22 protein-coding genes and 2 pseudogenes are annotated in these 25,435 nt (G+C 71.7%); 14 read left to right on the plus strand and 10 right to left on the minus strand.

Features of this window, described 5'->3' with window-relative positions:
• Nucleotides 1-63: 63 nt before the first annotated feature.
• Nucleotides 64-2,643: an ATP-dependent DNA helicase gene (locus A949_RS0104645; RefSeq protein WP_019354845.1), complete on the minus strand. Its 2,580-nt coding sequence runs from the start codon at nt 2,641-2,643 to the stop codon at nt 64-66.
• Between the two features lie 230 nt (nt 2,644-2,873).
• A complete protein-coding gene (locus A949_RS0104650; protein ID WP_019354846.1) occupies nt 2,874-3,227 on the minus strand; it encodes a hypothetical protein in 354 nt (117 codons plus the stop codon).
• Nucleotides 3,228-3,626: 399 nt separating this feature from the next.
• Between A949_RS0104650 and A949_RS0104655 the strand changes: the two genes are divergently transcribed.
• On the plus strand, nt 3,627-4,745 hold the full coding sequence (locus A949_RS0104655) for a C40 family peptidase (protein WP_019354847.1): 1,119 nt from the start codon (nt 3,627-3,629) through the stop codon (nt 4,743-4,745).
• A 200-nt stretch (nt 4,746-4,945) separates the two neighbouring features.
• Here A949_RS0104655 and A949_RS0104660 read toward each other — a convergent pair whose 3' ends face one another.
• A complete protein-coding gene (locus tag A949_RS0104660) occupies nt 4,946-5,647 on the minus strand; it encodes a hypothetical protein (protein WP_019354848.1) in 702 nt (233 codons plus the stop codon).
• A 327-nt stretch (nt 5,648-5,974) separates the two neighbouring features.
• Between A949_RS0104660 and A949_RS38850 the strand changes: the two genes are divergently transcribed.
• From A949_RS38850 to A949_RS0104680, 4 genes are all read left to right on the plus strand, one after another.
• A complete protein-coding gene (locus tag A949_RS38850) occupies nt 5,975-6,208 on the plus strand; it encodes a class II aldolase/adducin family protein (protein WP_237735750.1) in 234 nt (77 codons plus the stop codon).
• 822 nt (nt 6,209-7,030) lie between these two features.
• Complete coding sequence (locus A949_RS0104670; RefSeq protein WP_237735747.1) at nt 7,031-8,425, plus strand: hypothetical protein; 1,395 nt, start codon at nt 7,031-7,033, stop codon at nt 8,423-8,425.
• Nucleotides 8,426-8,696: 271 nt separating this feature from the next.
• Entirely contained in the window at nt 8,697-9,179 is a 483-nt protein-coding gene (locus A949_RS32500; RefSeq protein ID WP_019354851.1) for a DoxX family protein, read from the plus strand.
• A gap of 198 nt (nt 9,180-9,377) precedes the next feature.
• Nucleotides 9,378-9,851 carry a hypothetical protein gene (locus tag A949_RS0104680; RefSeq protein ID WP_158687541.1) on the plus strand — a complete coding sequence of 158 codons (474 nt, stop codon included), beginning with the start codon at nt 9,378-9,380 and terminating at the stop codon, nt 9,849-9,851.
• Between the two features lie 57 nt (nt 9,852-9,908).
• Here A949_RS0104680 and A949_RS0104685 read toward each other — a convergent pair whose 3' ends face one another.
• Both A949_RS0104685 and A949_RS0104690 read right to left on the minus strand, forming a co-directional pair.
• On the minus strand, nt 9,909-10,151 hold the full coding sequence (locus A949_RS0104685; protein WP_019354853.1) for a hypothetical protein: 243 nt from the start codon (nt 10,149-10,151) through the stop codon (nt 9,909-9,911).
• On the minus strand, nt 10,148-11,974 hold the full coding sequence (locus tag A949_RS0104690; RefSeq protein WP_019354854.1) for a PspC domain-containing protein: 1,827 nt from the start codon (nt 11,972-11,974) through the stop codon (nt 10,148-10,150). Before A949_RS0104690 ends, A949_RS0104685 begins: the two co-directional genes overlap by 4 nt.
• A gap of 151 nt (nt 11,975-12,125) precedes the next feature.
• On the opposite strand from A949_RS0104690, the gene A949_RS0104695 reads away from it, so the two are divergent.
• The 5 genes and pseudogenes from A949_RS0104695 (at nt 12,126) to A949_RS0104720 (ending at nt 19,238) form a co-directional block, all read left to right on the plus strand.
• Complete coding sequence (locus A949_RS0104695; RefSeq protein WP_019354855.1) at nt 12,126-13,475, plus strand: PspC domain-containing protein; 1,350 nt, start codon at nt 12,126-12,128, stop codon at nt 13,473-13,475.
• A 113-nt stretch (nt 13,476-13,588) separates the two neighbouring features.
• Entirely contained in the window at nt 13,589-14,242 is a 654-nt protein-coding gene (locus A949_RS0104700) for a LuxR C-terminal-related transcriptional regulator (RefSeq protein WP_086022635.1), read from the plus strand.
• 278 nt (nt 14,243-14,520) lie between these two features.
• Nucleotides 14,521-14,907, plus strand: a complete 387-nt coding sequence (locus tag A949_RS0104705) for an AAA family ATPase (RefSeq protein ID WP_019354857.1) — start codon at nt 14,521-14,523, stop codon at nt 14,905-14,907.
• Nucleotides 14,908-15,077: 170 nt separating this feature from the next.
• A pseudogene (locus A949_RS36125) lies at nt 15,078-18,162 on the plus strand (Tn3 family transposase).
• A gap of 155 nt (nt 18,163-18,317) precedes the next feature.
• The gene (locus tag A949_RS0104720) at nt 18,318-19,238 is read left to right on the plus strand and encodes a GTP-binding protein (RefSeq protein ID WP_019354860.1); all 921 of its coding nucleotides are present in this window, start codon (nt 18,318-18,320) and stop codon (nt 19,236-19,238) included.
• A 173-nt stretch (nt 19,239-19,411) separates the two neighbouring features.
• On the opposite strand, the pseudogene A949_RS36130 reads toward A949_RS0104720, so the two are convergent.
• A pseudogene (locus A949_RS36130) lies at nt 19,412-20,388 on the minus strand (tyrosine-type recombinase/integrase).
• Nucleotides 20,389-20,603: 215 nt separating this feature from the next.
• Between A949_RS36130 and A949_RS37960 the strand changes: the two are divergent.
• Complete coding sequence (locus tag A949_RS37960) at nt 20,604-20,759, plus strand: hypothetical protein (protein ID WP_158687542.1); 156 nt, start codon at nt 20,604-20,606, stop codon at nt 20,757-20,759.
• A gap of 92 nt (nt 20,760-20,851) precedes the next feature.
• Nucleotides 20,852-21,097: a hypothetical protein gene (locus A949_RS37965; RefSeq protein WP_037705878.1), complete on the plus strand. Its 246-nt coding sequence runs from the start codon at nt 20,852-20,854 to the stop codon at nt 21,095-21,097.
• Here A949_RS37965 and A949_RS35410 read toward each other — a convergent pair.
• From A949_RS35410 to A949_RS0104755, 4 genes are all read right to left on the minus strand, one after another.
• On the minus strand, nt 21,049-22,422 hold the full coding sequence (locus A949_RS35410; RefSeq protein ID WP_019354863.1) for a tetratricopeptide repeat protein: 1,374 nt from the start codon (nt 22,420-22,422) through the stop codon (nt 21,049-21,051). The genes A949_RS37965 and A949_RS35410 overlap by 49 nt on opposite strands.
• Nucleotides 22,419-23,390, minus strand: coding sequence for a hypothetical protein (locus A949_RS0104745; protein WP_026004344.1), 972 nt, complete (start codon nt 23,388-23,390; stop codon nt 22,419-22,421). The genes A949_RS35410 and A949_RS0104745 overlap by 4 nt, the downstream gene beginning before the upstream one ends.
• Before the next feature lie 342 nt (nt 23,391-23,732).
• Entirely contained in the window at nt 23,733-23,972 is a 240-nt protein-coding gene (locus tag A949_RS0104750) for a DUF397 domain-containing protein (protein WP_020699823.1), read from the minus strand.
• Nucleotides 23,969-24,754 (minus strand): helix-turn-helix domain-containing protein, encoded by a 786-nt coding sequence (locus A949_RS0104755; protein WP_019354866.1) that lies wholly within the window; start codon nt 24,752-24,754, stop codon nt 23,969-23,971. The genes A949_RS0104750 and A949_RS0104755 overlap by 4 nt, the downstream gene beginning before the upstream one ends.
• 165 nt (nt 24,755-24,919) lie before the next feature.
• On the opposite strand from A949_RS0104755, the gene A949_RS0104760 reads away from it, so the two are divergent.
• Both A949_RS0104760 and A949_RS0104765 read left to right on the plus strand, forming a co-directional pair.
• Nucleotides 24,920-25,138: a hypothetical protein gene (locus A949_RS0104760; RefSeq protein ID WP_019354867.1), complete on the plus strand. Its 219-nt coding sequence runs from the start codon at nt 24,920-24,922 to the stop codon at nt 25,136-25,138.
• A complete protein-coding gene (locus A949_RS0104765; protein WP_019354868.1) occupies nt 25,135-25,386 on the plus strand; it encodes a DUF7848 domain-containing protein in 252 nt (83 codons plus the stop codon). The genes A949_RS0104760 and A949_RS0104765 overlap by 4 nt, the downstream gene beginning before the upstream one ends.
• Nucleotides 25,387-25,435 lie beyond the last annotated feature (49 nt).

Raw genomic sequence — 25,435 nt, forward strand, 5'->3', positions numbered from 1 at the left:
CCGGACGCGACCCGGCGGCGCCCGGACCGTGCGGTCCGGGCGCGACGCGTCGGGGCCCTCGCCCTACAGCTTCTCCACCGGCGCGTAGCGCAGCAGCAGCCGTTTGGGCTTCTCGCCGCCGAAGTCGATCGTGGCCTCGGCGTTGTCCCCGCTGCCCTTGACCGACTGCACCGTGCCCAGCCCGAAGCTGTCGTGGGTGACGCGGTCGCCGATCTGGAGGGAGACCACCGGACGGTCGCCGGCCCGCCGGGTCGCGAACCCCGAGGGACCGCCTCGCCGTGCGGCGGCTCCCCTGGTGGAGGAGAGGGTCACCCCGATCCCGGCGCCCGTCGCCGCACCCGTCCCGCCGACGCCCAGGCCGCCGCCCCCGCTGCCGGTGCGCTTCCAGTCGAGGTACTCGGCGGGGATCTCCTCCAGGAAGCGGGAGGGCGGGTTGTAGGAGGGCTGGCCCCATGCGCTGCGCATTCCGGCGCGGGTGAGGTACAGCCGTTCCTGGGCGCGGGTGATGCCGACGTAGGCGAGCCGGCGCTCCTCCTCCAGTTCCTTGGCCTGGCCGAGTGCCCGCATGTGCGGGAAGACGCCGTCCTCCATGCCGGTCAGGAAGACCACGGGGAACTCGAGGCCCTTGGCCGTGTGGAGGGTCATGAGCGTCACGACGCCGTCGTCGTCGCCCTCCTCCGGGATCTGGTCGGAGTCGGCGACCAGGGCGACCCGCTCCAGGAAGTCGGCGAGGGTGCCCGGCGACTCGTCCTCACCCCGCTCCTGCTCGAACTCCAGCGCGACGGCGGCGAGTTCCTGGAGGTTCTCGATGCGGGTCTCGTCCTGCGGGTCGGTGGAGGCCTGGAGCTCCACGAGGTAACCCGTCTGCTCCAGCACCGCCTCCAGCACCGTGGCCGGACCGGCGCCGGACTCCACGATGGTGCGCAGCTCCTCCATCAGCGTGTTGAACCGTTTGACGGCGTTGAGGGAGCGCGCGGCCATGCCGTACGCCTCCTCGACCCGGGCGAGCGCCTGCGGGAACGTGATCTTCTCGCGCAGCGCCAGCGCCTCGATCATGGCCTCGGCGCGGTCGCCGATGCCCCGCTTGGGCACGTTGAGGATGCGGCGCAGCGGCACCGCGTCCTCCGGGTTGGCCAGCACCCGCAGATACGCCAGTATGTCGCGGACCTCGCGGCGCTCGTAGAAGCGGACTCCGCCGACGACCTTGTAGGGCAGGCCCACCCGGATGAAGACTTCTTCGAAGACGCGGGACTGGGCGTTGGTGCGGTAGAAGACGGCGATGTCGCCGGGGCGGACCCGGGCCGCGCCGTCGTCGCCGCTGTCGGTGCGGCCCCCGCTGTCGGTGCTGTCGGTGCCGGAGCTCCCCGCCGTTCCGGGGCCGTCGGCCTCCCCGTCGCTGAGCCGGTCGATCTCCTCGGCGACGAACTGGGCCTCGTCGTGTTCGGTGTCGGCGACGTAGCCGGTGATGCGCGGGCCGGAGCCCGCCCGGGTCCAGAGGTTCTTGGGGCGGCGGTCCGCGTTCCGCTCGATGACGGCGTTGGCGGCGCTGAGGATCGTCTGGGTGGAGCGGTAGTTCTGCTCCAGCAGGATCGTGGTCGCGTCCGGGTAGTCCTCCTCGAACTGGAGGATGTTGCGGATGGTGGCCCCGCGGAAGGCGTAGATGGACTGGTCGGCGTCGCCCACGACGCACAGCTCGGCCTGCTCCTCGGCCGGGCCGACCAGCTCGCGCACCAGCTGGTACTGGGCGTGGTTGGTGTCCTGGTACTCGTCGACCAGGACGTGCCGGAAGCGGCGCCGGTAGTGCTCGGCCACGTCGGGGAAGGCCTGGAGCAGATGGACCGTGGTCATGATCAGGTCGTCGAAGTCCAGCGCGTTGGCCTCGCGCAGCCGCGCCTGGTACATCGTGTACGCCTCGGCGAGGGTCTTCTCGAATCCGTCGGCGGCCCGGCCCGCGAAGTCCTCCTCGTCGACCAGCTCGTTCTTGAGGTTGGAGACCTTGGCGCTGAACGCCTTGGGCGGGAAGCGCTTGGGGTCCAGATCCAGGTCGCGGCAGACCAGGGCCATCAGGCGCTTGGAGTCGGCCGCGTCGTAGATCGAGAACGAGGAGGTGAAGCCCAGCTTCTTGCTCTCGCGGCGCAGGATGCGCACGCACGCGCTGTGGAAGGTGGAGACCCACATGGACTGCGCACGCGGCCCCACCAGCTCGGCGACGCGCTCCTTCATCTCGCCGGCCGCCTTGTTGGTGAAGGTGATGGCGAGGATCTGCCCGGGGTGCACGTTGCGGGCACCCAGCAGGTGGGCGATGCGGTGGGTGAGCACCCGCGTCTTGCCCGAACCCGCTCCGGCGACGATGAGCAGCGGGGAGCCCGCGTGCAGCACCGCATCCCGCTGCTGCTCGTTCATCCCCTCCAGCAGCGCGGCGGGGTCGATGACCGTCCGGGGGGCGCCGTCGCGGTGGTGGGCGTCACGCGGGGCGGCTCCGCGGGCGCCGCCCGCGAAGGTGCCCGCGAAGAGATCGTCCGGGATCTCCTCGGCGGGGGCCGGGCCCGCGTCCTCCTCGGGGTCGGGCGGCGGCGCCGCGCCCGCCTCGGGTGCCGCGCCGTCGAGGTCCGCCAGGAAGCTGTCGTCGAAAAGGCTGCTCATCGTCGTCCGAGTCTAGGCCGCCGCGCCGACACTCCGGAGCCCTGTGGAGAACCAGGGTCACCCACACCCTCCACTGCCCTTTTTGTGTATTTTGCTCGACCCGCTCCGTACGGCCGATGCGGCGCCGCAGACAGCCTTCATGCCGCCGGACCACCGGGCCGCCGCACCCGCCGCACCCTCCGGACCCGCCAGACCCGCCGCACCCGCCGCACCCGCCGGTGAGTGCGTGCTCAGACCCAGAGCACGGCGATGAAGATGTTCGCCGTCGTCAGCAGCCCGACCGAGCCGAAGAGCGGGGCGCTCAGCCGCTCCTCGTCGCGCTTGACGTAGGTGACGCCGAGGATCACCACGAGCAGCGCCAGCTTGAGACCGATCTTGACGTTGTTCACCGTGCCGCCGTCGGCCTGGTGGAGCCCGACCAGCGCCACGCCGGTGATCAGCATGGTCAGCGCCCCGTGCAGCATGCTGGGGCTGATCCGGGCCTCGCCGCTGCCGATCGCCTTCAGCTGGGCGAGGAAGCCGCCCAGGAGCGCGGCTATGCCGATGATGTGCAGGCCGACGAAGATATTGATCAGTACGTCCATGGCCGCGAGCGTATCCGGGTGTTTTCGGGGCCTTTAGCATGCCCCCGGCTTGCTCGCAGGCACTCGCCCCCGGCCGGTCAGGACCGCGCACAGGCCCCCGGCTTCAAGCCGACAGGGGACACGGTCCGGACAGCAAGTGGGCGAAACGGCTCACTTGCGGTCATCCCCGTGCCACTTCGGTTCCCTTCCGCATAGCGTCCTCGTCACGTGGCCGCGCCCCGCCGGTCGGCGCGGCCACCCCAGCGACAGCAATCGGCGCGGCCACCCCCGCGGGAGGAACAGGTGCGATGCGCCCGGCACCGCCCGCGGGAACGCGTCCGGCACCGCCGCACCGCACCGCGGACGTGCGCAGCCGCGCCCGCAGGATCCGTCAGCACCAGTGAGGAAGTGACGGCCGCCATGGCCTCGCACCGCAAGCCCACCCCCCGCCCCTTCGCCGCGTTCACCGTGCCCGCGGTCCGCACCGCTCTCACCCTCGTCCTCGCGGGCGCCGCGGGAGCCGCCTCCCTCCAGGGGCCCGCCTCGGCGCAGCCGCGGACCCCGCAGCCGGGCACGGCCCGCGTCAAGGCGAAGGTCGACCGGCTGCACCGGGAGGCCGAGCGGGCGACCGAGGCGTACAACGGCGCCCAGGAGAAGGCGCGGAACGCGCGGACCAGGCTGGAGGAGCTGGGGGACGAGGCGGCCCGCCGACAGCGGAAGCTGAACACTTCCCGACGGGCGCTCGGCTCCTACGCGGCGGCGCAGTACCGCGACGGCAGTGGCGTCGATCCCGCCCTGCGCCTCGTGCTCACCGCCGCCCCCGAGGACTATCTGGAGCGCGCCGCGGCCACCGAGCGCGCCGGGGACCGGCAGGCGGCGGCCGTGCGGCGCGCCGCGCACCGCAGGCGGCAGCTCGCCCAGGTGCGGGAGGAGGCGGCGGGCGTCTCCGCGGAGCTGGCGGAGGCGGCCGAGCGCACCCGCCGCCACAAGCGCACGGTCCGCACCAAGCTCCAGCAGGCGCAGCGGCTGCTCGACGAGCTCACCGCCGAGCAGCGCGCAGCCGTGCTCGAGGAGAGGAACCGCACGGCCCGCACCCGGCCGCACCGGCCGTCCCGGCAGGGGGATGCGGCCCGCGGCGGCGGCCCGGCGGTCCATCCGGCGCCGGAGGAGACGCCCGGTCCCGCACCGGTCGGCCGCGCCGCGCGGGCGGTCGCGTTCGCCCGCGGCGCGCTGGGCAAACCGTATGTGTGGGGCGGCACGGGCCCGTCCGGATACGACTGCTCCGGTCTGACGCAGGCCGCCTGGCGGGCCGCCGGCGTCTCGCTGCCGCGCACCACATACAGCCAGATCCACGCCGGCAGGCGGGTGCCGCGGGGCGAGCTCACCCCCGGTGACCTGGTGTTCTTCTACGACAGCGTCAGCCACGTCGGGCTGTATGTCGGCGGCGGCCGCATGATCCACGCCCCCCGGCCCGGTACGGCGGTGCGCGTGGCTCCGATCGATCAGATGCCGTACGCCGGAGCGGTGCGCCCCGCGTGACCGCCCCGGCAAACCCGTGCTCCCGCCCCACCTGCTTCCCGGCCGCCGGGAAGCAGCCCTGGGGGCCGGTTCCGCGCAGGATCACCGACCCCATGGCGTCCGTGCAGCCGAAACCGGTCGGCGCATCCGACACGTTCGATACCGATCGATACCGGCCAACACCGGCCGACACCGGCCGACACAGCGCTCCCGATCCGCGTTCAGCTACCGGGTGGCAGCAGGTCGCTGGTCAGCGCGAAGGCCGAACGCGCGGAACTGAGGAGGGCGTTGATCCGGGCGAGAACCCGATCCGTCCGCTGGGGATTCTCCGCCTGGACCGCCTCCGCCAGATCGTCGGCGTACTCCTGTGCCCGCACGGCTTCCTCGGGATCCGCGCTGCGGGCGTCCGCTCTCAGCGCGTCGATCAGCTGCCGGTGTGAGACGTCGTGCACGCCGGCGGTGTTGCCGTGGCCGCCTTGAGCCACAGCGTGCGGACTGCCGACGTTCGCCACGACGAAGCCACCGGAATGGGCCGAGATATGCACCGCTTCGCTTCCTCCTGCCCACATGAAGTTCTTCCGGTACTCGTCCCATCCCGCCTGCGTCGGGCCGTAGGTGCCGGACTTCCACCCGTATGTCTTGATCAGCCGGTGCTTGAGTGGTTCCGCGAGAATGAGCATGGCATCGGCGCGATTCCATCCCTGGTCCGCGAAGTAGTCCGCCATGCGGATGCCCCGCCAGCCGGGCCCGGTGGATCTTCGGCAGATCTCCCGGAAGACCTGGTTCTGGTACGTCGCGGCCTGCGCCGGGGTGATGGACGGCGGAGGGAGCCGTCCCCTGTGCCGCCTGTCGCGCACCACCACGAACAGTTCGCGCAGGACGATGCAGAGGGTGGCGAGCACGATCAAGGTGAACAGGAACAACTCCCGTCGCCCCCTTCCGCAAAGTCCCTCCATCGTAGGCAAGTTGCCGCATTGGGGGATAGGTACGGGACTGCCTGCTCGCGGGACCGGTCGCCGGGGGATGCCATCCCACGTGACCGAAGCGCCGTCGAGCGACGGGACGGGACGGGACGGGTTTCCGCATCGCCGCGAGGACGGACACGCCCGCGCGACACCGTCGAGGCCCTCTGCGGCGCGCTCGCGCCCGGGCGGTGCGGGAGAGACGCCGCGACGTCAATCAGGCGGCGTTCGCGGTTCACTCTCAGGTGCAGGGCCCGCGACCCGTTGTGGTGACCGTCGCGCACAGTCATACGGCGTACGGGGCGAGCGTCCGCGGCGCTCCGGGAACCACTCGGCCCACTCGCCCGGGAAGCGTGCGCCTTCCACGAGGATCACGCGCTCCTGGCCCGGTGGACCGGCGTGGCCGTGGTCGACGGGGACGGCGCACGGATCGCCGCGGCCCCGGGCCCGCACAAGGCCGTCATCCTGCGCAATCACGGCTTGTCGGCGGTCGGGGACCCGGCGGACGCGGCGGCCTGGTGACTCCTCCAGCTGGAGCGCGCCTGCGGGATACAACTCGCCGCGAAGGCAGCGGGAAAACCGGTGCCCGTCGAGCACCGGAACGCCGTGGCGGCCCGCGAACAGCCCGGGAGCGAGCCTGCCGCATGGCACGACCATCAACCTCTCCATGCGAGGATCACCCGGGACGAACCGGACCTGCTGAGCTGACATCGGCTCATGTAAGGCACAATCCCCTTCCAACCCACGGAAGTTGAGAGGCGGGGTTGCACAGTGGCCGTGGACACGGCGCAGGACGGCCCGGAGGGCCCGGGCGACGACGACGGGCACGACGTCGGGACACCGGACACGAGTGCCGCCGGCGGCACGGGCCGGCCCTCCGATACCGGCTCCACCTCGGGCGCCACCGGCTCCGCCGCGAGTACCGCTCCCGCGGCGGGCGCCGCACCGGGAGCATCCGCTGCCACAGGAACAGCCGGGAAGGCCGGGTCCACAGGGAAGGCCAAACCGGCCGGCACCGCCAAACAGGCCGGGGCCACAGAAACGACCGGCACCGCCAAACCGGCCGGGGCCACAGGAACGACCGGAGCCGCAAAACCGGCCGGGACCACAGCAGCGGCCGGAACCGCAGGAACGACCGGGACCACCGGCGCGGCGCGAGAGGCCTCCGCTCCTGCCCCCGGCGCCGGCCGCGTGCCCGGCGCACGCTCCGCAACGCCCCCCTCCCACCGCGCCCCGCGCACCCCGCGCGCCCCGGAGGGAACGACCGCAAGGGTTCCACCGATGCCGACCCCCTCGCGCACCTCGCCCGCGTCACCCCCGTCACCCCCGTCACCCACATCGCCCATGTCACCCGCATCAACCGCAGCAGCTCCTTCGGCTCCCCCGCCTCCGCCGCGCCCCTCGACCCCACCGTTCGCCCCCTCCCGTCCCTCCGACGGCGACAGCGGTGGAACCGGCGGCAGCGTCGGCACCGGAAGCAGCAGCGGTGGCGGCGAGAACGGCGGCCGGTCGACCTGCCAGTGCGACGACTGTCCGCACAGCGCCCGCCAGAGCTACCGCAAGGCGGTGGCCGCCTTCGTGCGGCGCCGGGACGAACTGGCGGCGGGCCTGGGTGTCCCGGTCGGGCTGGCGCACTCGGCGGGGGCTTCCCGCCAGTGGGTGTCCGACGAGCTGACCGGAGCGGCGCGGGCGCTCGCCGACCGGAGCCGCGAGGAGGGCGAGGCGTGGGTGGCGCGGCTGTGGCGGCGCACCGTGGGCACCGTCTGGGCCGCCGCCGGGTTGCTGCTGCTGGTGCAGCTGCTGACCGCGCTGGCGGGCGGCTGGTCCACGGGCCGCACCGCGGGGCTGGTGGCGGCCGGTGTCTCGGCGGTGGGGCTGTCCGTCGCCGCCTGGCTGCACCGTTCGCGGGGCGGGGTGCTGGCGCCGGTCATCGGTGAGGACAACCGGCTGTCCACCTCCCGGACGGTGGCCGCCGGGTGGGTGCTGCTGGCCGTCTTCGCCGTGCTGGTGCTGGCTGTCGAGCTGGCGGCGGCCCCCACCCCGGGGGATCGCCGGGCGCTGCTGACCGGGCTGGATCTCTCCCGCGGCGCCGGGGTGGTCACCGTACTGGCGCTCACCTGCGCGGTCGCGGTCGTGGTGCGCCGCACGGTGACGGTTCGGGTGCAGGGCAGGCGGCTGCAGAAGGTGCGTGCCGACCGGCCGCACGCCGCCGATCTGCTGACCGACGACGCGGGCCGGGGCGCGTTCTCGGACGTGCAGTACGTGCTCATCAACGGGGTCGCGGTGGTCTTCGCCGCGGTCCGGCTGTCCCGCCAGCCCGACCGGCTGCCCGACCTGCCCTGGGGGCTGGCGCTGCTGGTCGTCGTCTCGGCTGCGACGTATCTGGCCGGGAAGTACGCGGAGGGCGGCCGCCCGGTGGTGCTCTCGGTGGTGCGGGCCCGGGAGATGGGGGACCTGCACTCGCCCATCCGCACCGGCGACGACATCGAGATCAGGGGGGCGGGCTTCGTCCCGCCGGGTGCGACCGCACCGGACCGGCTGGCCCGGGTGGTGGTCCGGATCGGCACCGTCCACGTGCACGCTCCGCTGATCCCGGTGCCCGGGGGTTTCGCGGGCCCGGCGGACACCGTGCTGAACGTCCCCGTTCCGGCCGAGGTCGAACCGGGCCGGGTGGAGGTCCAGGTGGTCACGGCGGCGGGCGCGGAGACCAACCGCTATCCGATCGACGTGGTCGAGTGACCGTTCCTGCGGCGCCGCACGGCGGGTCTCCCGGAGGGGTCGCGGGGCACTTGCCAGCCGGGTAGGCCGTGGGTGAAGAATCGCCTCCGCACGCGAACACGGCTGCGAGAGGCGGGAGCGACGCATGTCTGTGACGGGGCCGGCGGGTGGCCAGGGGCCAACGGGTGGCCGTGGGCCGACAGGTGGCCGTGGGCCGGGTCCGGCAGGTGGCCGGGCGGACGAGGGCCCCAGGGCCGTCAGCGGCTATCCGGGACCGGTCGCGGGAGGGCCGTTGGGCGCGCGCGGTCTCGCGGCCCGTCATGCGCTGCTCCCGCTGCGGCTCTTCCTCGGCATCACGTTCCTCTACGCGGGCATCGACAAGCTGACCGACCCCGACTTCCTCACCGGTTCCGGTCCCGGTTCGTTCGCCGCGACGCTGACGGCCGTGCACGACTCCGCGGCGGCCGGCTGGATGGTCGAGCTGGCCCAGCAGAGCCCGCAGGGGTTCGGTACGGCCATCGCCGTCGGGGAGGTGGCCATCGGCCTGGGCACCCTGTGCGGCCTGTGGGCCCGCGTGGCGGCGGCGGGCGGTGCGCTGCTCTCCTTCTGCCTGTGGTTGACGGTGAGCTGGTCCAGCGAGCCGTACTATTACGGCAACGATCTGCCGTATCTGATGGCGTGGCTGCCGCTGCTGATGGCGGGGGCACCGATGTTCTCGCTCGACTCGCTGCTGGCGGTGCGCAAGCGCCGCAAGGGGCAGCAGATCTTCGGCTGACGGCAGCCCTTCGGCTGCCGGTACGTCTTCGGCTCACGGCGGCAGACGCCCCTGAACGGTGGCCACGCCTTGGCGCACTGTTACCCGAACGCAGCCTGATCGCAGGGAAGTTGAGCAGGGCACGCTGTTAGATTGTCGCCTCCCGAGGCGCCGGGAACGTCAGGTGCGCCTGGGGCGACACGCTACGGAGGTGGGGACGTGCGCAGGACGGTACGGGGTGCGGTGGGCGCGGGCGCGGCGATCGTGTTCGCGCTGCTGCTGGGCGGGTGCGGCGACGGCGACGACAAGGAGTCGTCCGGCGGCGCGGAGAGCGCACACTCCGCCAAGGACCCGGCCCACGGGAAGGACCTGTCCGGCGTGTGGGGGAGCCGTTCCGAGGTGGAGGACTACACGATGGTCATCGTCGGCGACCGCATCCTGATGCGTTGGGAGGACGGACCCGACGGGCTGTGTGACGGACTGGTCGAGCACAACGAGGACACGACGAACCTGGTGTTCCAGTGCGCCAACACCCCCGAGGGGCAGGAAGAGGGGGTCATCGAGAACGTGACGGACACCGACTTCCGCGTGAAGTGGGGCAGCGAACTGGATGAGCCCAGCATCTTCGCCAAGATGACCGAGGCTCCCGCGAAGCTGCCCAGCGCCCCGGAGGACCTGCCGGGCGTCGGGTAGTGACCGCGGCGGCTTCCGCCGGATGCACGTGCGTCCCGGGGCGGGCGCCGCGCCCCGTCACGCGCCCCGTGCGCCGTATCCGCCGGGCTCGCGCTGCTCCCGGCGGCGGGCGACCGAGCGGCGGGCCAGGAACGTCGCCAGCGCGGTGAGTCCCGCCAGCACCAGCGCGCCGGGCACGACCACCAGCAGCAGCCAGAACGGGATGTTCACCTCTCCCGCGGCGTCCAGCAGGTAGAGCACCGCGACGGCGATCATGGCCAGCCCGAGCAGCAGCCGGGACGGTTCGAACCGGTGTCTCATCGGGTCCCTCCCCCCATGGACGTGTACGCGCCTCCGAACTGCCGTGCCCCGCCGGGATCCGGGCCGGCGCCTGCCTCGGCTTCGAGCGCCCCGGCGTGGGGGCGGACACCGGGCTCGGCGCGGGCGGCGCTCTGCCGGGTTCCGCCGCCGGACGATGTCCCGGTGTCGGTCCGCTCGCCCGAGGGCAGCGCCCGGACGATCTCGACGCGGCCCGCACCGGCGCTCAGCTCCACCACGATCGTGCCCTCCGGCTTCGCGTCGTCGAACGGGCGCAGGGTCAGTTTCCGGTTCGTCCCCAGGCCGCTGGCCCGGTCGTGGACGACCTCTCCGTCGGCGTCCAGTGCGCGGGGGAAGCTCATCTCCCCCATGCCGACGTCCGCGCGCACCTCGACCACCGCGTTCGCCGGTACAACGACCTTGATCTCACCCGCGCCGACCCGCGCCCCGGTCCGCAGCGTCTGGCCCGCCTTCAGGCCCGTGCCGCTCAGATCCAGTTCCCCGGTGCCGGAGCCGAGCTCGTAGCGCGGCCGGACCTCGGCGACGGAGGTGGGCATCCAGTGTGTCTCGCGGACGTGCGTGGCGATGTCGTCCGGCAGCGCCGAGGCGCCCGCCAGCAGCCCCGCCGTCAGCACGACGCAGACGAGGGTGCCCGGCCCGGTGCGGCCGACGAACGCGCTGAGCGCCAGGCCGAGGCCGAAGACCGCCAGCGCGCAGCTCAGCCCGACGACGAGGGTCGTGCCGAGCGGATGGGTCTCCCACGCCGCTGCGGTGCCGATCCCGCCCGCCAGCAGCGCGAGGAGCAGGGTGAACCCGCCCAGTGATCCGCGGCCGCCCCGGCGTGCGGGCGGCATCCCGCCGGTGCCGGCGCCTCGGGCCGGCACCCTGGGCGGTCCCCAGGGGCTCCCGTAGGAGGCGGGCGGCGTCGCGGCGGGGAGGGCACCCTCGGGGCCCCACAGGTAGCCGGTCGCCCCGCCCGGCTGCCACGGCGCGGGACCGGTGCCCTTGGTGGCACCGGCCTCCTTGGTGAGCGGCTCCCGCCACCAGGAGGCGGGTACCGCGACCGGCGGTGCCTGCGCCTCCGGCGGCGCGTCGGCGACTGCGTGCGCCGTCGCCGGATCGATCTGCGCCCCCTCGGCTCCGGCGGCCTCGGCCTGCCTGCGGTGCTGCGACCAGTACGCCGCACCCGCCACCGCGCCCACCAGCAGCAGCGAGAAGGGCACGCTGCGGTTGCCGATCGAGGCGAGGAAGAGTCCGCAGCCGACGAGCGCGACCAGGATCGCCGAGAGCGAGCTGCCCTCCACCCGGCCGGACAGCAGCCGCCGCCCCTCGTTCTGGGTCTCCCCCTCGGCGGGGATCAGCAGCCAGGCGAACCCGTAGAAGACGAATCCCAGTCCCCCGACGACGGACAGCACCACCAGCGGCACCCGGAAGATCACCGGATCGAGGTCGAAGTACCGGCCGAGTCCGCCGCACACACCACCCGCGACCTTGTGCGTACGGCTGCGCCGCAGCCTGCCCGAGCGCGGCTCGGGCACCGGATTGTGCGCCCCCCAGGAAGCGGTGCCCGCCTCCGCGCTCCCGCGGCCCGCACCCGTCCCCGCGCTCCCCTGGCCCGCACCCGTCCCCGCGCTCCCCTGGCCCGCGCCCGGCTGCGCGCTCCCCTGGCCCGGGCCGGGCTGCGCGCCTTCGCCCGCCTCCGGACCCTCCGGGTCCGTACCGGAAGCGGACGCACGCCCCTCCCGGTCCGCACCGGACACGGGCTCGCGGCCCTCCCGGCCGGCACCGGCGGCGGGCTCCGCCGGGTGCTGCTCCTCCTCGCTCATGGCCCTATGGTCGCGCCCCGCGCACCGGCGGGCATCGGGGGCCTACCCGGACACCTCCCTGAGATCCGGAACCGGAACCCGGGGCGGTGTCCGGGACGGCTCAGGGCGAAACCCTGATGTCCGGCCGCGCGGCCCATGTGACGATCGGTGCATGACAGCGCCCGCCTCGCCCGCCTCCGAGGCGGCCCCGCAGGGACCCCGACCCGCGTCCTCGGAGCCGCCGACCGAAGAACCGCCGCTGCGCAAGCTCTACCGCAGCGCGGAGGGCCGGATGCTGGGCGGCGTGGCCCGCGGTCTCGCGGGGCACCTGGGACTGCCCGTCTCGTGGGTGCGGATCGTCTTCATAGCGCTCAGCGTGGCCAACGGCCTCGGGGTGCTGCTGTACGCGGCGTTCTGGTTCGTGGTGCCGCTGGGCACCGGCGGGGTCGGCAGCGGACACCGCCTCGGCGCGGGCGGGCTGTCGGAGGTCGTCACGGACCGCGACGGGCTGCGCCGCCGCTTCCTCCGCAAGCCGGAGAAGGGGCAGATCTTCGCCGTGCTGGCGCTGATCACCACCGTGGTGGTGATGGCGGACAACCTCCAGTTCGGCGCGGCCAACACCTATCTGTGGCCGGTCGTGCTGATCGGTGCGGGCGTCGCGCTGGTGTGGCGGCAGGCCGACAACTCCCGCCGGGCGCACTGGGCGGAGGTCGGCCGCCGCACCAGGCTGCTGCCGATCGCCCGCAGCGCTGCGGGGGTCGCGCTGGTGGCCGTCGGCGTGACCGGCATCGTCGTCGTACAGGGCTCGGTCAGTCATCTGGGGGCGGTGCTCCAGGCCGCGCTCGCGGTACTGGTCGGCATCGCCCTGATGGCGGGCCCCTACCTGGTACGGATGATGCAGGACCTGTCCGAGGAACGGCTGATGCGCATCCGGGCGCAGGAGCGGGCCGAGGTGGCCGCGCACGTCCACGACTCGGTCCTGCACACCCTGACCCTGATCCAGCGCAACGCCGAGAAGCCGCGCGAGGTGGCCCGGCTCGCCCGCGCCCAGGAGCGGGAGCTGCGCGCGTGGCTGTACCGGTCCGCCGACGGGTCGGGTGCCGCGGCCGAGGAGGAGGACGAGCCGAAGACGCTCGCCGAGGGGGTCAAGGCCGCGGCCGCCGAGGTCGAGGACCACCACGGGGTGCCCGTGGAGGTGGTCTGTGTCGGCGACTGCCCGCTGGACGAGGCGCTGGGCGCCCAGCTCCAAGCCGCGCGCGAGGCGATGGTCAACGCCGCCAAGTACGGTGGCGAGGGCGGCGCCGTGCAGGTCTTCGCCGAGGTGGAGGGCCGTACGGTCTTCATCTCCGTGCGGGACCGCGGGCCGGGCTTCGACCCGGACGCCGTGCCGGAGGACAGGATGGGCGTACGCGAGTCCATCGTCGGCCGGATGCGGCGCAACGGCGGCACGGCGCGGCTGCGCACCGCACCGGGCGAGGGGACAGAGGTCGAGCTGGAGATGGAGAGGGCGGCGGAGTCGTGACCAACGAGGCGACGGGCAGCGGGTCGACGGGCAACGAGGCGACGGGCAGCGCGCAGCAGGGCGACGGCGGCAGCGGCCCCGGTGACGGGGGCGCCGCGGACGGGGGCCGCCGGGTGCGGGTCGTCCTGGTGGACGACCACCGGATGTTCCGCGCGGGCGTGCAGGCGGAGATCGGCCGCACCGACGAGACGGGGGTGGACGTGGTCGGCGAGGCGGGCGACGTCGACCAGGCGATGACCGTCATCGAGGCGACCCGCCCCGACGTCGTCCTCCTCGACGTCCACCTCCCGGGCGGCGGCGGGGTCGAGGTGCTGCGCCGCAGCGCCCCGCTGATGGGCGATGCCGAGCAGCCGGTGCGTTTCCTGGCGCTGTCGGTCTCGGACGCCGCCGAGGACGTCATCGGCGTCATCCGCGGCGGCGCGCGCGGCTACGTCACCAAGACGATCACCGGCGACGATCTGGTCGGTGCGATCTTCCGCGTCTCGGACGGCGACGCGGTCTTCTCCCCGCGGCTGGCCGGTTTCGTCCTGGACGCCTTCGCCTCCACCGACGCGCCGCCGGTCGACGAGGACATGGACCGGCTCACCCAGCGCGAACGCGAGGTCCTGCGCCTCATCGCCCGCGGCTACGCCTACAAGGAGGTCGCCAAGCAGCTGTTCATCTCCGTCAAGACGGTCGAGTCCCACGTCTCGGCGGTGCTGCGCAAGCTCCAGCTCTCCAACCGCCACGAGCTGACCCGCTGGGCGACGGCACGACGGCTGGTGTGAACCCCGGGGACGCCGCGTCCCGCGTATAGGCTGCGATCAGCGTTTCCGGAGGCGTTTCAGGAGGGGAGACCGCCCTGCCCGAGGCAGCGGGACAGCCGCACGACGAACCGTCGGCTCCCCTCACGGAAGTGCGTCTGACGGAGTTCAAGATGTCCGCGACGCCGTCCTGCCCCTGGAGCCGCTGACTCTCCTCATCGGGCGCAACAGCAGTGGGAAGTCCAACGCGCTGGACGGGCTCGACGTGCTCTCCCGGCTCGCCGAAGGCGAGGAGATCCGGGATGGGCGGGCCGATCCCCGCACGCGAACTGAGCGACGGCATGCTCCGGTTCCTCGCCGTCGCCACCGCCCTGCTGACCGGCCGGCACGGTGTGGACATCGGCAAGGAGCCGGGCACCGAGCCCTCGCTGACGCTGGTGGTCGAGGAATCGGAGAACGGACTGCACCCTTCGCAGGCGTCGCTGCTGCTGGAACTCCTCCGCGAAGCATCCGCACGCGCCGGAACGCAGACACTCGCGACGACCCACAGCCCGGCCCTTCTCTCCGCCCTTGCCGGCAGCGAGCATCCAGGAGTCGTCGTCTGCGACCGGGACCGCGACAGCGGCAGCAGCCGACTGCAACGACTGACCGACGTGGACGGCTACGCCACCAGGACCGGGAAGCAGTGAGCGTGGAGCTGGTCCGCCGGCGCGAGACCAGCGACCTCATTCTGGGGGTTGAGGAACATCCATGCCAGATCGTGCGCTAAGGCCGGGCTAGTCTCCGGGGGCCGTTGACCTGGGCTGATCGTGGGCTCCAACCTTCGCGGGTCGATGTTGTCGATCTTCGGAGGGCCGTTGTGGCGGTCGAGTTTCTGACGGATGAGCAGGCGTCCCGGTACGGGGCGTTCTACGGCGCCCCAGCACAAGCGGAGTTGGAACGGTTCTTCTTCCTGGACGACGCAGACCGGGAGAAGGTGCAGGCGAAGCGGCGGGCGCACAACCGGCTGGGCTTCGCGGTGCAGCTGACGACGGTGCGCTTCCTGGGGCGGTTCATGCCGGACCCGCGGCAGGTGCCGCGCGAGGTGGCGGAGTACCTGGCCGAGCAGCTGGGGATCGAGGACGCCTCGGTGCTGGCGGAGTACGGCGAGCGGGACGGCACGGCCCGCTCGCATGCCGGGGACATCCAGCGGGACGGCGGCTGGCGGGACTTCGCCGAGGTCCGGGACGAGCTGGTGGTGTGGCTGGACGCGCGGGCCTGGACGACCGGGGAGGGGCCGAAGGCGCTGTTCGACGCGGCGGTGGGGTGGCTGCGCGAGCGGCCGGTGCTGCTGCCGGGGGTGAGCCGGTTCGCCCGGCTGGTGGCGTCGGTGCGGGAGGCGGCGAACCAGCGGCTGTGGGAGACGCTGCACGGCCTGCTGACGCCTGGGCAGCGGTCGGCGTTGGACGAGCTGCTGACGGTGCCGGCCGGGGCGCGGGTCTCGGAGCTGGACCGGCTGCGGCGCGGGCCGGTGCGGGTGTCGGGGCCGCAGATGAAGGCCGCGCTGGAGCGGGCCCAGGAGATCGCCCGGCTGGGGATGGGCGAGGTGGACGTGGCCGGGGTGCCGCCGCGCCGGCTGGCGGAGCTGTCCCGGTACGGGGTGGACGGGAAGGCGTCGCTGTTGCGCCGGCACGGGGACGCGCGGCGCCTGGCCACCTTGCTGGCCACCGCGGTGCACCTGACGACCAGGGCGGTGGACGACGCGCTGGACCTGCTGGACGTGCTGGTGGCCATCAGGCTGCTGGCGCGGGCGGAGCGGGAGAGCGCGAAGGAGAAGTTGAAGACCCTGCCGAAGGTGGAGCGGGCCGGCGCGAAGCTCGCCGCCGCGCTGCAGGTGGTGCTGGAGGAGACCGCCGAGCAGGTGGACACCTCCACCGGGGAGATCACCGCGCCGAAGGTGGCCACGCTGGCGGCGATGTGGGAGGCGATCGAGGCGGTGGTGCCGCGCAAGGAGCTCGCCGCGGCGGTGGCCGCGATGGTCGATCTGGCGCCGCCGCTGGACTCGGACGCGGACGAGGCGTGGCGGCGGATGCTGGTAAGCCGGTTCTCCACGGTGCGGCCGTTCTTGAAGCTGCTGGTGGAAGTGGTGGACTTCGACGCGACCGCCGAGGGCGCGCCGGTGCTGCGGGCGTTCCTGTCGCTGCCGGAGCTGATGGGCCGCAAGAAGGTGGCGGTGGCGGAGATCGACACCAGCCTGCTGGCCGGGTCGTGGAAGCGCCTGGTGCTCTCGGCGCCGCACCTGGAGCCGGGCGAGGTGGACTGGAAGGCGTACAGCTTCTGCGTGCTGGAGCAGGTGCACCGGCTGCTGCGGCGCAAGGAGGTCTTCGCCGTGAACTCCTCGAAGTGGAGCGACCCGCGGGCGAAGCTGCTGGCAGGGGAGGCGTGGGAGCAGGCCAGGCCCACCGTGCTGGCCTCGCTCGGCCTGCCGGCCGACCGCCGAGCACTTGGCCGCCCGGGCCGCGCTGCTGGACGGCACCTTCCGGGACGTCGCCGCCCGGCTGCCTGCGAACGCGCAGATCAGCGCCGACGCCGCCGGGCGGCTGCACTTCGCGGCGCTGGAGCCGGAGGCCGAAGGGGCGTCGCTGGTGGCGCTGCGGGCGGCGGTGAACGCGATGCTGCCCCGGGTGGACCTGCCGGAGGTGCTGCTGGAGGTGTTCTCCTGGACCGGCGCCGACCAGGCGTTCACCTCGGTGACCGGCGGCGAGGCCCGACTGAGGGACCTGCCGGTGACGATCGCGGCGCTGCTGGTCGCGCACGGCTGCAACGTCGGCTTCACCCCGGTGGTCGGTGGCGCGGACGCCCTGCGGTACGGGCGGCTGTCGCACGTGGACCAGACGTACCTGCGGATGGAGACCTACCGGCAGGCCAACTCGGCGCTGATCGACGCCCAGGCGTCGATCCCGCTCGCCCAGGCGTGGGGCGGCGGCCTGGTCGCCTCGGTCGACGGCATGCGCTTCGTCGTGCCGGTGCCCAGCGTGTACGCCAGGCCGAACCCGAAGTACTTCGGCGCCTCCACCGGCGGCGGCGGGCGCCGGTCCGGGGCGACGTGGCTGAACCTGATCAACGACCAGGCCGCCGGGCTCGGCGGGAAGGTCGTGGCCGGCACCCCGCGTGACTCCTTGTACGTGCTGGACGTCCTCTACGACCGCGACGGCGGTCGGCGCCCGGAGATGGTGGTCACCGACACCGCCTCGTACTCCGACATCGTGTTCGGCCTGCTCACGCTGGCCGGGTTCGCCTACGCGCCGCAGCTGGCGGACCTGCCCGACCAGAAGCTGTGGCGCATCGACCGCGCCGCCGACTACGGGGCCTTCAACGACGCCGCCCGCGGCCGGGTCGACCTGGAGCGCATCGAGCGGAACTGGGAAGACGTGCTGCGGATCGTCGGCTCGATCCACACCGGCGCGGTGCGGGCCTACGACGTGATCCGCATGCTCTCGCGCGACGGCCGCCCCACCGTGCTCGGTGACGCCATCGCGCACTACGGCCGGATCGCCAAGACCCTGCACATCCTGCGCCTGGCCGACGAACCGTCCTACCGCCGCCAGATCAAGGCCCAGGCCAACCTCCAGGAGGGCCGCCACGCGCTCGCCCGGAAGATCTTCCACGGCCGCGCCGGTCAGCTCTACCAGCACTACCAGGAGGGAATGGAGGACCAGATCGGCGCGCTCGGCCTGGTCCTCAACGCCCTGGTGCTGTTCAACACCCGCTACATGGACGCCGCCCTCGACCGGCTCCGCAGCGAGGGCTTCAACGTCCGTGACGAGGACGTCGCCCGCCTTTCGCCGTTCGTACGGCACCATGTCAACATGCTCGGCAGGTACAGCTTCCTGCTGCCCGAGATGCCCGGCGGCCTGCGGCCCCTGCGCGACCCGGAGGGCCGAGGCGTGAGCACGGATGTGTGAGCCCGTGGCTCCGGGAACCGCCTCGACGCTGCCCAGAGCCGTACGAAGGCGCGCCGGGCACAGTGCCGCAACTTAAAGTCCCGGTATCATCACAGAACGCGACGAAGGCTTGAGGTTGAAGCCCGCGACCGGAAGTCCCCAGGTGAGGAGGCGCAGTGACCGACCGTTCGGACAACGTTGACGCATCGGTGAACGTGGTGGTGCTCGGCCATGTCGACCACGGCAAGACAATGCTGGCGACGGCCATCAGCCGCGTATGTGCGGAGGTGTACGGTGGCGAAGCGGTGGACTTCTCCACGGTCGACACCGCCGCAGCGCAGAAGGAACCCGTTCCTTTCGAAGCCGCCGTCGTCGAGTGCGACAGCAACAAGCGCCGCTACGCTCTGACGGACTTCCCCAGCCACGGTGACCTCACCAAAGCCATGCTTCAGCGCGACCCCTACGACGCCGCCATCCTGGTGGTCTCGGCGGCAGACGGGCCGATGCCCCAGAGCAGCGAGCACGTCCTGTTCGCCCATCAGACCGGCATCCCGCACATCCTGGTCTTCCTCAATAAGGCCGACCTGGTCGATGACGGGGAGCTTGTCGACGCGGTCGAGCTGGAGGTCCGGGACCTGCTGGCCACCTACGACTACCCCGGTGACCGGTGCACCGTCATCGTAGGCTCGGCCCGGCAGGCATCTGAGGGCGTTGACCACAACGAGATGGGCATCAGCGCCGTCAGGAAACTCGTGGAGGCCCTCGACACCGAGGTTCCCGACCGCGCCGCGCAGTCCCGTCCCCAGCCGGCGGTGGCTTCCCGGTTCATCGGCGAGGTCTACCTGCTCTCCGCCGAGGAAGGCGGGCGCACCACGCCTCTTCCCGCCGACCCTTCCCTGCAGTTGGCCTTCCCTGCGGGCGACGGCGCCGGAACGGGTGAGCTGCCCCAGGGCCTCTCATCGGCTATGCCCGGCGACAACTTCCAGATGACGATCACCTTGTCGCGCCCCGTCGCCATGGCTCAGGGCACCCGGTTCCAGATCCGCGAGGACGGCCGGACCATCGGTATCGGTGTTGTCGCCAAGGCACTCGACTAGGAACCGTCGGCCTCCCCGTCTTCCCCGTCCGGCGCGAAGCCTCCAGGGCGCGGACGGCGGTGAGGCAGTTGGGCAGGCCAGGGCGCACACCGCTGCCGGGTTGCCGACTCCCGCGGCGGGTTGCTACCCATCGCGGACTGCACCCGCCCCGGGAGAAGACCGGCGTCCGCCCGTCAGCGCCTGGCATCGCCCGGCGCGAGGAGGGCGGTCACGTCCGCGATGGCCTCCGCCGATGGCTTGAAATACCGGCGGACGTTCTCCACCTTCTTGTGCCGGGACTTGGCCATCAGCATCAGCTCGGATGCGCCCCGCTCGCCGAGGTGGGTCAAGGAGGAGTGGCGGTACTCGTGCAGGTCCCAGCCGGTGCCCGTGCCAGCATGCGCAGTGTGCTGGTCGAGCAACGCGCGGGCCTGGCCGTAGGAGAGCCGAGCCAGGCCGGTGTCCGGGCAGACGTCCCGGGCGGAGAGGATCTTTCCGGGGCCGGGGCGGCGGTGGGTGACAAACACCGGCCCGCAGGTTCGGCCCTTCAACAGGCGGGGCAGCAGCCGGGCGGTGCCTGCGTCCCAGAACACCGTCTCCAGCACGTAGTCCGCGCGGGTGGCGCCGCGCCGGCGTACCTTCGGCTGGGCGCCCTTGGCCTTCACTGGGCAGCGGCGTCCGGCCAAGTCCAGCTCCTCGATGTTGACGTCCAGGATCTCCTCAGAGCGGGCGCACGTCTCGTAGAGCATCCGCCACAGCGTCTTCTCCCGTAGGTGGACGTCGCGGCGGGCGCGATCAGCCGGTCGATCGCCAGCTTTGAGCGCACCGGGGTGTCGGAGTCCGGCGGCGCAATCCGCTTCGCCCAGGCCGGGACCGCCGGCCCGTCGTACCCGCGCTCCGTGCACCAGCTCGTCCAGGACAGCACCGCCCCGCGGCGGGCGTTCCAGGTGTTCACCGCCGAGCTGCCCCACAACAGCTCCAGCGCCCCACCGACCTCGTCGTCCCCGACGGCCGCGAGCGGGCGGCCCTCGCCGAGGTGCTCGGCGGTCTTCCCGAGGGCGATGCCGTAGTTCCGCACGGTATTCGGGTTGGTGAGCGAGTCGAGGAAGGCGTCGGCCGCCGTCCGGACGGTCAGCGCCTTCCCGGTCGGCAGCAGCAGGACCGCAGGCACCGGATCTCCTCTGCCACAGATAACGGGGTCGCTTCGCGCAGCGGCTCCGGGGCTCCGCCGCAGGTGACGCAGCCCAGTAGCACGGATATTAGGGCGTTATCTGTGGAACAACTTCATGGCGGGCCCGGCGCCGAGGTTCCGTCAGGTGCCCACCAGCAGCGATCAGGGCTTAGCGCACGATCTGGCATGGATGTTCCTCAACCCCCATTCTGCCCGTGACAGCGGTGCTGGAGACCGGCAACCACGTGACCCGGATCGCCAACGGCCACGCGCGAAGGCTCTGCGCGGAGCGGTTCTCGGCGACGCTGCGGATGGTCGTCGAACGCAAGGCGCCTTGGACGCTGGACCACCAGCTCGGCTGCTTCACCTGAGCAGTCCGCGCCGGCGCTGTCGGTTCTCCGAGCGCCCCGGTGATCCGCCGGGGTCAGCGGTGGGTGCGGGCGAGGAAGGCCGGAAACCCCTGATGGCGAGGCAGCGGGGCGGGGACAACGCACATCGGAAGCGGAAGCAGCAGGGCGCCAAGCGGCACCGGGAGATCTACGTCTTCGCCGAGGGCGAGGTGACGGAGGACGAGTACACGCAGATCGTCCTGGATGGTGCCGGTGCGGCGGTCGTGCTTCTGGCACTCCGGGGCCACCAGGACTGGCCCGACGCCATGCGTCAGGCGTTCCTGCGCCGCTGTTCGTCGACGAACTTGAGCACTTCGTAGGCCAGGGTCAATCGCCTGCCCAATTGGGAGTCCGGTATCTGGTCGCGCAGGTCGCGGGCGAAAGTGTTGTAGGGGTTGATCTCAAGGGCGCGGTTCAAATCCCTGGCGGCCTCCTCATAGCGCCAGGTCGCCAGATACGCGGCGCCTCGCTCGGCGAGAGCAAAGGCGTTGTCCGGGTCGACTTCGAGCACGCGTTGGAGATCGCTGAGCGCCTGCCCGTAACGGCCCGTGACGCGATTCACGGCACCGAGTTCCGCCAAGGCCCACGTATTGCTGCGGTCGGCCTGGAGTGCACCGTTCAAATCCCTGAGCGCCTGTTCGTAGTTTCCGGTGAGCCGGTTCAGGGATCCCCGCTGAGCCAGGGCCCAGGCGTCGTGGGGATTCACATCGATCATACGGTTCAGAGACCGCAATGCCTGCTCGTGACGTCGTGCAGACATATGCTGCTCAATTTCCGCTCTCTCGGCAGCCTGCTGGTACGGGTTGGTCGCGTACCCGGCTCCGGGGAAGACCTGAACGGCGGGCTGCAAATCCCGCCGCTCCGGGAGGTCGGGGAGATCGGGGAGGACGGGAAGGTAGTATCCGGCGGCCCCCATGATGCGGTAGGTGTTCCGGGCGAGCCACAGGCCTTCCGAAGCGTACGGGTCGTTGTCGTAATCGGCCCGCCCGACAGCCTGACCACTGATCCTCTCGCGTAACGCCTCGCAAAGTGTCTGGTCCACGTAGATGGCGCTGCCGGCCGAGGAGATTCCTTCCCGCAGTACTTCTGTGAGGGCAGCGGTCAGCCGCATGTCGCGAGCTTCCTGATCGGCTGCCGCAGCAGTGAGCACGGCCAACCGTGCCCGGCCCGAACGGACTCCACCCGCGAGGCGACTGGCGTTCGGTACGGCACCCCCCGCGTGGCAGGTGTCGATGAGGGCTATCACTCCGTCCACGCCGACCTCATCCGCCGCATCAGCCAGCAGTGATCCAACGTGGACAGCGGACAGCGTGCTCTGAGTCGTCGAGGAACCGACCATGTAATAGAGGTCGGTCTGTTGAGGGGTGGTGAATCCGTGCCCGAGCAGGGCCACCACCATCGCAGCGCCGTCCGCGGTGGCCCTTCGCGTGACCTCGTGCACCGCCCTGCGTACGTCCTCCGGCTCCAGTTCCTCCCCCACCAGCAGGGAGGGATGGTGCCCGTAGCGGGCTCGACACCCTCCGACCTCCGGATCCGTCAGGACACTGTGCAGGTCCCTTGCGGCCTCCTCCAGCCGGGACAGCCTCCCCATCGACCGGCACTGCGCCCCGATGACCAGGACGTGCCGCACCCCGCTGCCCGTCACCGCTTCAGCACCTCGGCGATGGGCCCGGCCACGGCCGGTTGCCGCAGATACTTCGTGGCCGTGTGCACCCATATGCCGTCAGAGTCCACCCGGTCCGTGGTCGGCACGACTCGGGAAGTGTTCGGCAACATCCACTGCTGCAACCGGGGGCGGGCCACGACGATGTCGTCCCGGTCCCAGAAGTTCAGCCAACGGGCGACAACCTCCGGAGTTCGCGCGGGAACCGGGCGTATGCGCTGCCTCACGGCCGCCCCCGTCGCCAGCGGCGAGCCCAGCGTCACCAGCAATTCCACAGACCCCGTGTACTCGTGCAGCGCTTCGAACGACACCACCGTTCCCAGCGAATGCGCCACGACCACCAGCGGCCGCCCAGGGTCCGTCTGCCGCAACAGCCGCTCCCGAATTCTCGCGTCCAGTGTCCGACCGCGGCTGTCGCACTCAGCACGATTCAGATAGCGGCTGACCTGCGCCAGATGTCCCAGTAGAGACCAGCCGTTGGCCCACTGGGCAGCCCGGCGCAGTCCCGGAGCCTGCAGAATCGTCGTCAGCGCATTGGCCAGAACCCTTACCGGCCCCAACAGTCCCTGTGACTGGCCACCCGTCCGCTGCAACTGGTCCCGTGCATCGTCGGCGACTCTCAGAGTCTGCCGGTCCCCTTCGCGCTCCGCCTCTCGGGCGAGTTCATCGACCATGTCCCGGACCAACGCAACCAGGGATTGCACCTGTTCGGCAGGGAAGTCATTTTCCGCACCCCCCTGCGCCTCACGGTCCGAGAACAGATCGCTGTAGTCCACAAACCGGGCTTCACTCAGCCATCCCTGCGTCAAACCGGAAACAGCATCCGCATGTCCGGCCTTACGCGCACCATCCGCCAGAGCCTCCAGCCAGGTGCGGCGTTCCCGCTCCGCATCTCGTAAGCCGCCGATACCATGAACAAAAAGCAGTTGAGTTCTTCCTGAGCTGCTCACCAAGCGCCCTTTGCTGCTTCTCTCGACCCGACACCACGAATCCCGGCGCTCGCGGGAAGGCAACTGCTGCACCCCCGTGCCGCGTTAGGACACCTCTCACGGTACTGCCGTACCCGCCGGTAGGCAGGGGCTTTGCAGTGAACCCCGCCCTTCCCCTGCATGGGCGGGTCAGGCCGCGCATTGTCAGGTCAAGAAAATGCGTACGGCCACGAACTCCGTCCGATGCCGACGAGGCGAGCAGCGCACTCGCCGTGCCGGCCACCAGGAGTCAGGCCGGTCCGGCGGTGCCGCACCCGCCGCCGGTGCCGCTGGACTGCGGGCCGCTCCGGTGATCCGCCGGGGTCAGGGGCGGGTGCGGGCGAGGAAGGCCGACCAGGCGGCGGGCGGGACGGCGAGCTGGGGGCCGGTGGGGTTCTTGGAGTCCCGGACATGGACGGTGTGCGGGCAGGCGGCCACCTCGACGCAGTTGCCGCCGTCGGTGTTGCTGTAGCTGGACTTGCGCCAGGAGACGGCGACCTCGACGCAGGCACCGCCGTCGTCGTTGCTGTAACTGGACTTGAACCATGCCAGTTCAGTGCTCATAGCTCCTCCGCCAACCTGCTGATGAACCGCGCCGACTCGTCCGGGTTGAGAGCCTGCCGCAGGATCATTTCATGCCGCTGGATGAAGTTGCCTACCTTCTCTGGCTGCGAATAGAGCACGCCCATCTCCTGACCCTCCTCGTAGGCAAGGTACTCGTGGTCCGGGGTCTTCAGGAGTGTGAAGGGACCTCGGAGTCCAGCGTGAACGCCTCGGTCAGTTGGTAGGACCTGAATGTTCACATGACGCGGCCGTCCTGTCTCGACCAGGCGCAGGAGCTGGTCACGCCATGAGTCGATGTCACCAACCTGCCGGTGCAGCGCAGCTTCTTCCATCACGAAGCTGAATGCCTTGGTCTGTCGTGACAGCAGGGCCTGTCGCTCCAATCGTCCCTTGATCCGTTCCTCGATCGTCTCGTCGTCCAACGGAGGACAGTGGGCGGCCAGCAGAGCGCGGACGTACCCTGTGGTTTGCAGTAGCCCGGGTACGAACTGAGTCTCATAGCAGCAGAGTGCCACCGCGTCGCTCTCCGCGTGCATGAAGTCATGCGAGTACGACGGAAACGGCTCGGGCCGGAGGAACTCCACCGCAGCGGCCAACTTGCCCTGTGCCCCGGACATCTCGTCGGCGATCCGCAGCACATGGGCCTGCGCCTTGCGTACGCCACGTTCCATGCCCTTGATGGCGTCGTAGCCGTAGCCGGCCTCGTCCGCGAGGGCCTGCCGGGAGATGCCGGCTGCCTCGCGCCAGCGTTTCATCTGGTCCCCGGCGTAGCGCCACGCCATGGGGCGTTCGTCGCCGTTGCCGTTCCTGTTGCCGCCATTGCCCGCCAACCGGCTCACCTCCTGAGCCAGTACGCCCGATGGCCGAGAGGACACCCCGGGCACACTCACCGTCCGTACCTGTTCCGTTACTTCGCACCGTAGCCTGTGACCAGCAGGCTTTGCCCCATGGAGAGCGAGATTCCCCCGGCGGGGGTCTTCGCGGTCGATGTACGGACGGGCCGGGTCGGCCAAGTGATGGGCCGCGAAGGGCCGTACGTGCAGTTGCGGCCGCCCGGCGGCGGATGCGAGTGGGAGGTGCCCCCGGACGCGGTGCGCCCGGCGCGGGTCAGTGAGGAGCTGCGCGCCCGGGTGACCGATCTCAACTGGCAGAGCAGGCTGCCGTGAGCGGCGGTCACCGGCCCCGGTCCGTCATCCGGTACGAGAACTGGGTGTTCGTGCCCGACCAGGAGCCGGACGCCGAGCCGATCATGTACGCGATGCAGTGTGCGGTCTGCGACGAGCAGTCCGCCGCGAGCATCGACTACACCGAGGGGCACGCATGGGCGCTGCGCCACTCCGGGCGCAACCCTTCCCATCACACGTACCGGGAACTGGTCACCCGGCCCTGGCGGTGCTGGATGCGCGGCTGGTGAGTCGGGCGGCCGAAGCGGCTCAACGGACAGCTCAGGGACGGGACTTACG

This window comes from Streptomyces sp. AA1529 (assembly GCF_000280905.1).
Lineage (GTDB): Bacteria > Actinomycetota > Actinomycetes > Streptomycetales > Streptomycetaceae > Streptomyces.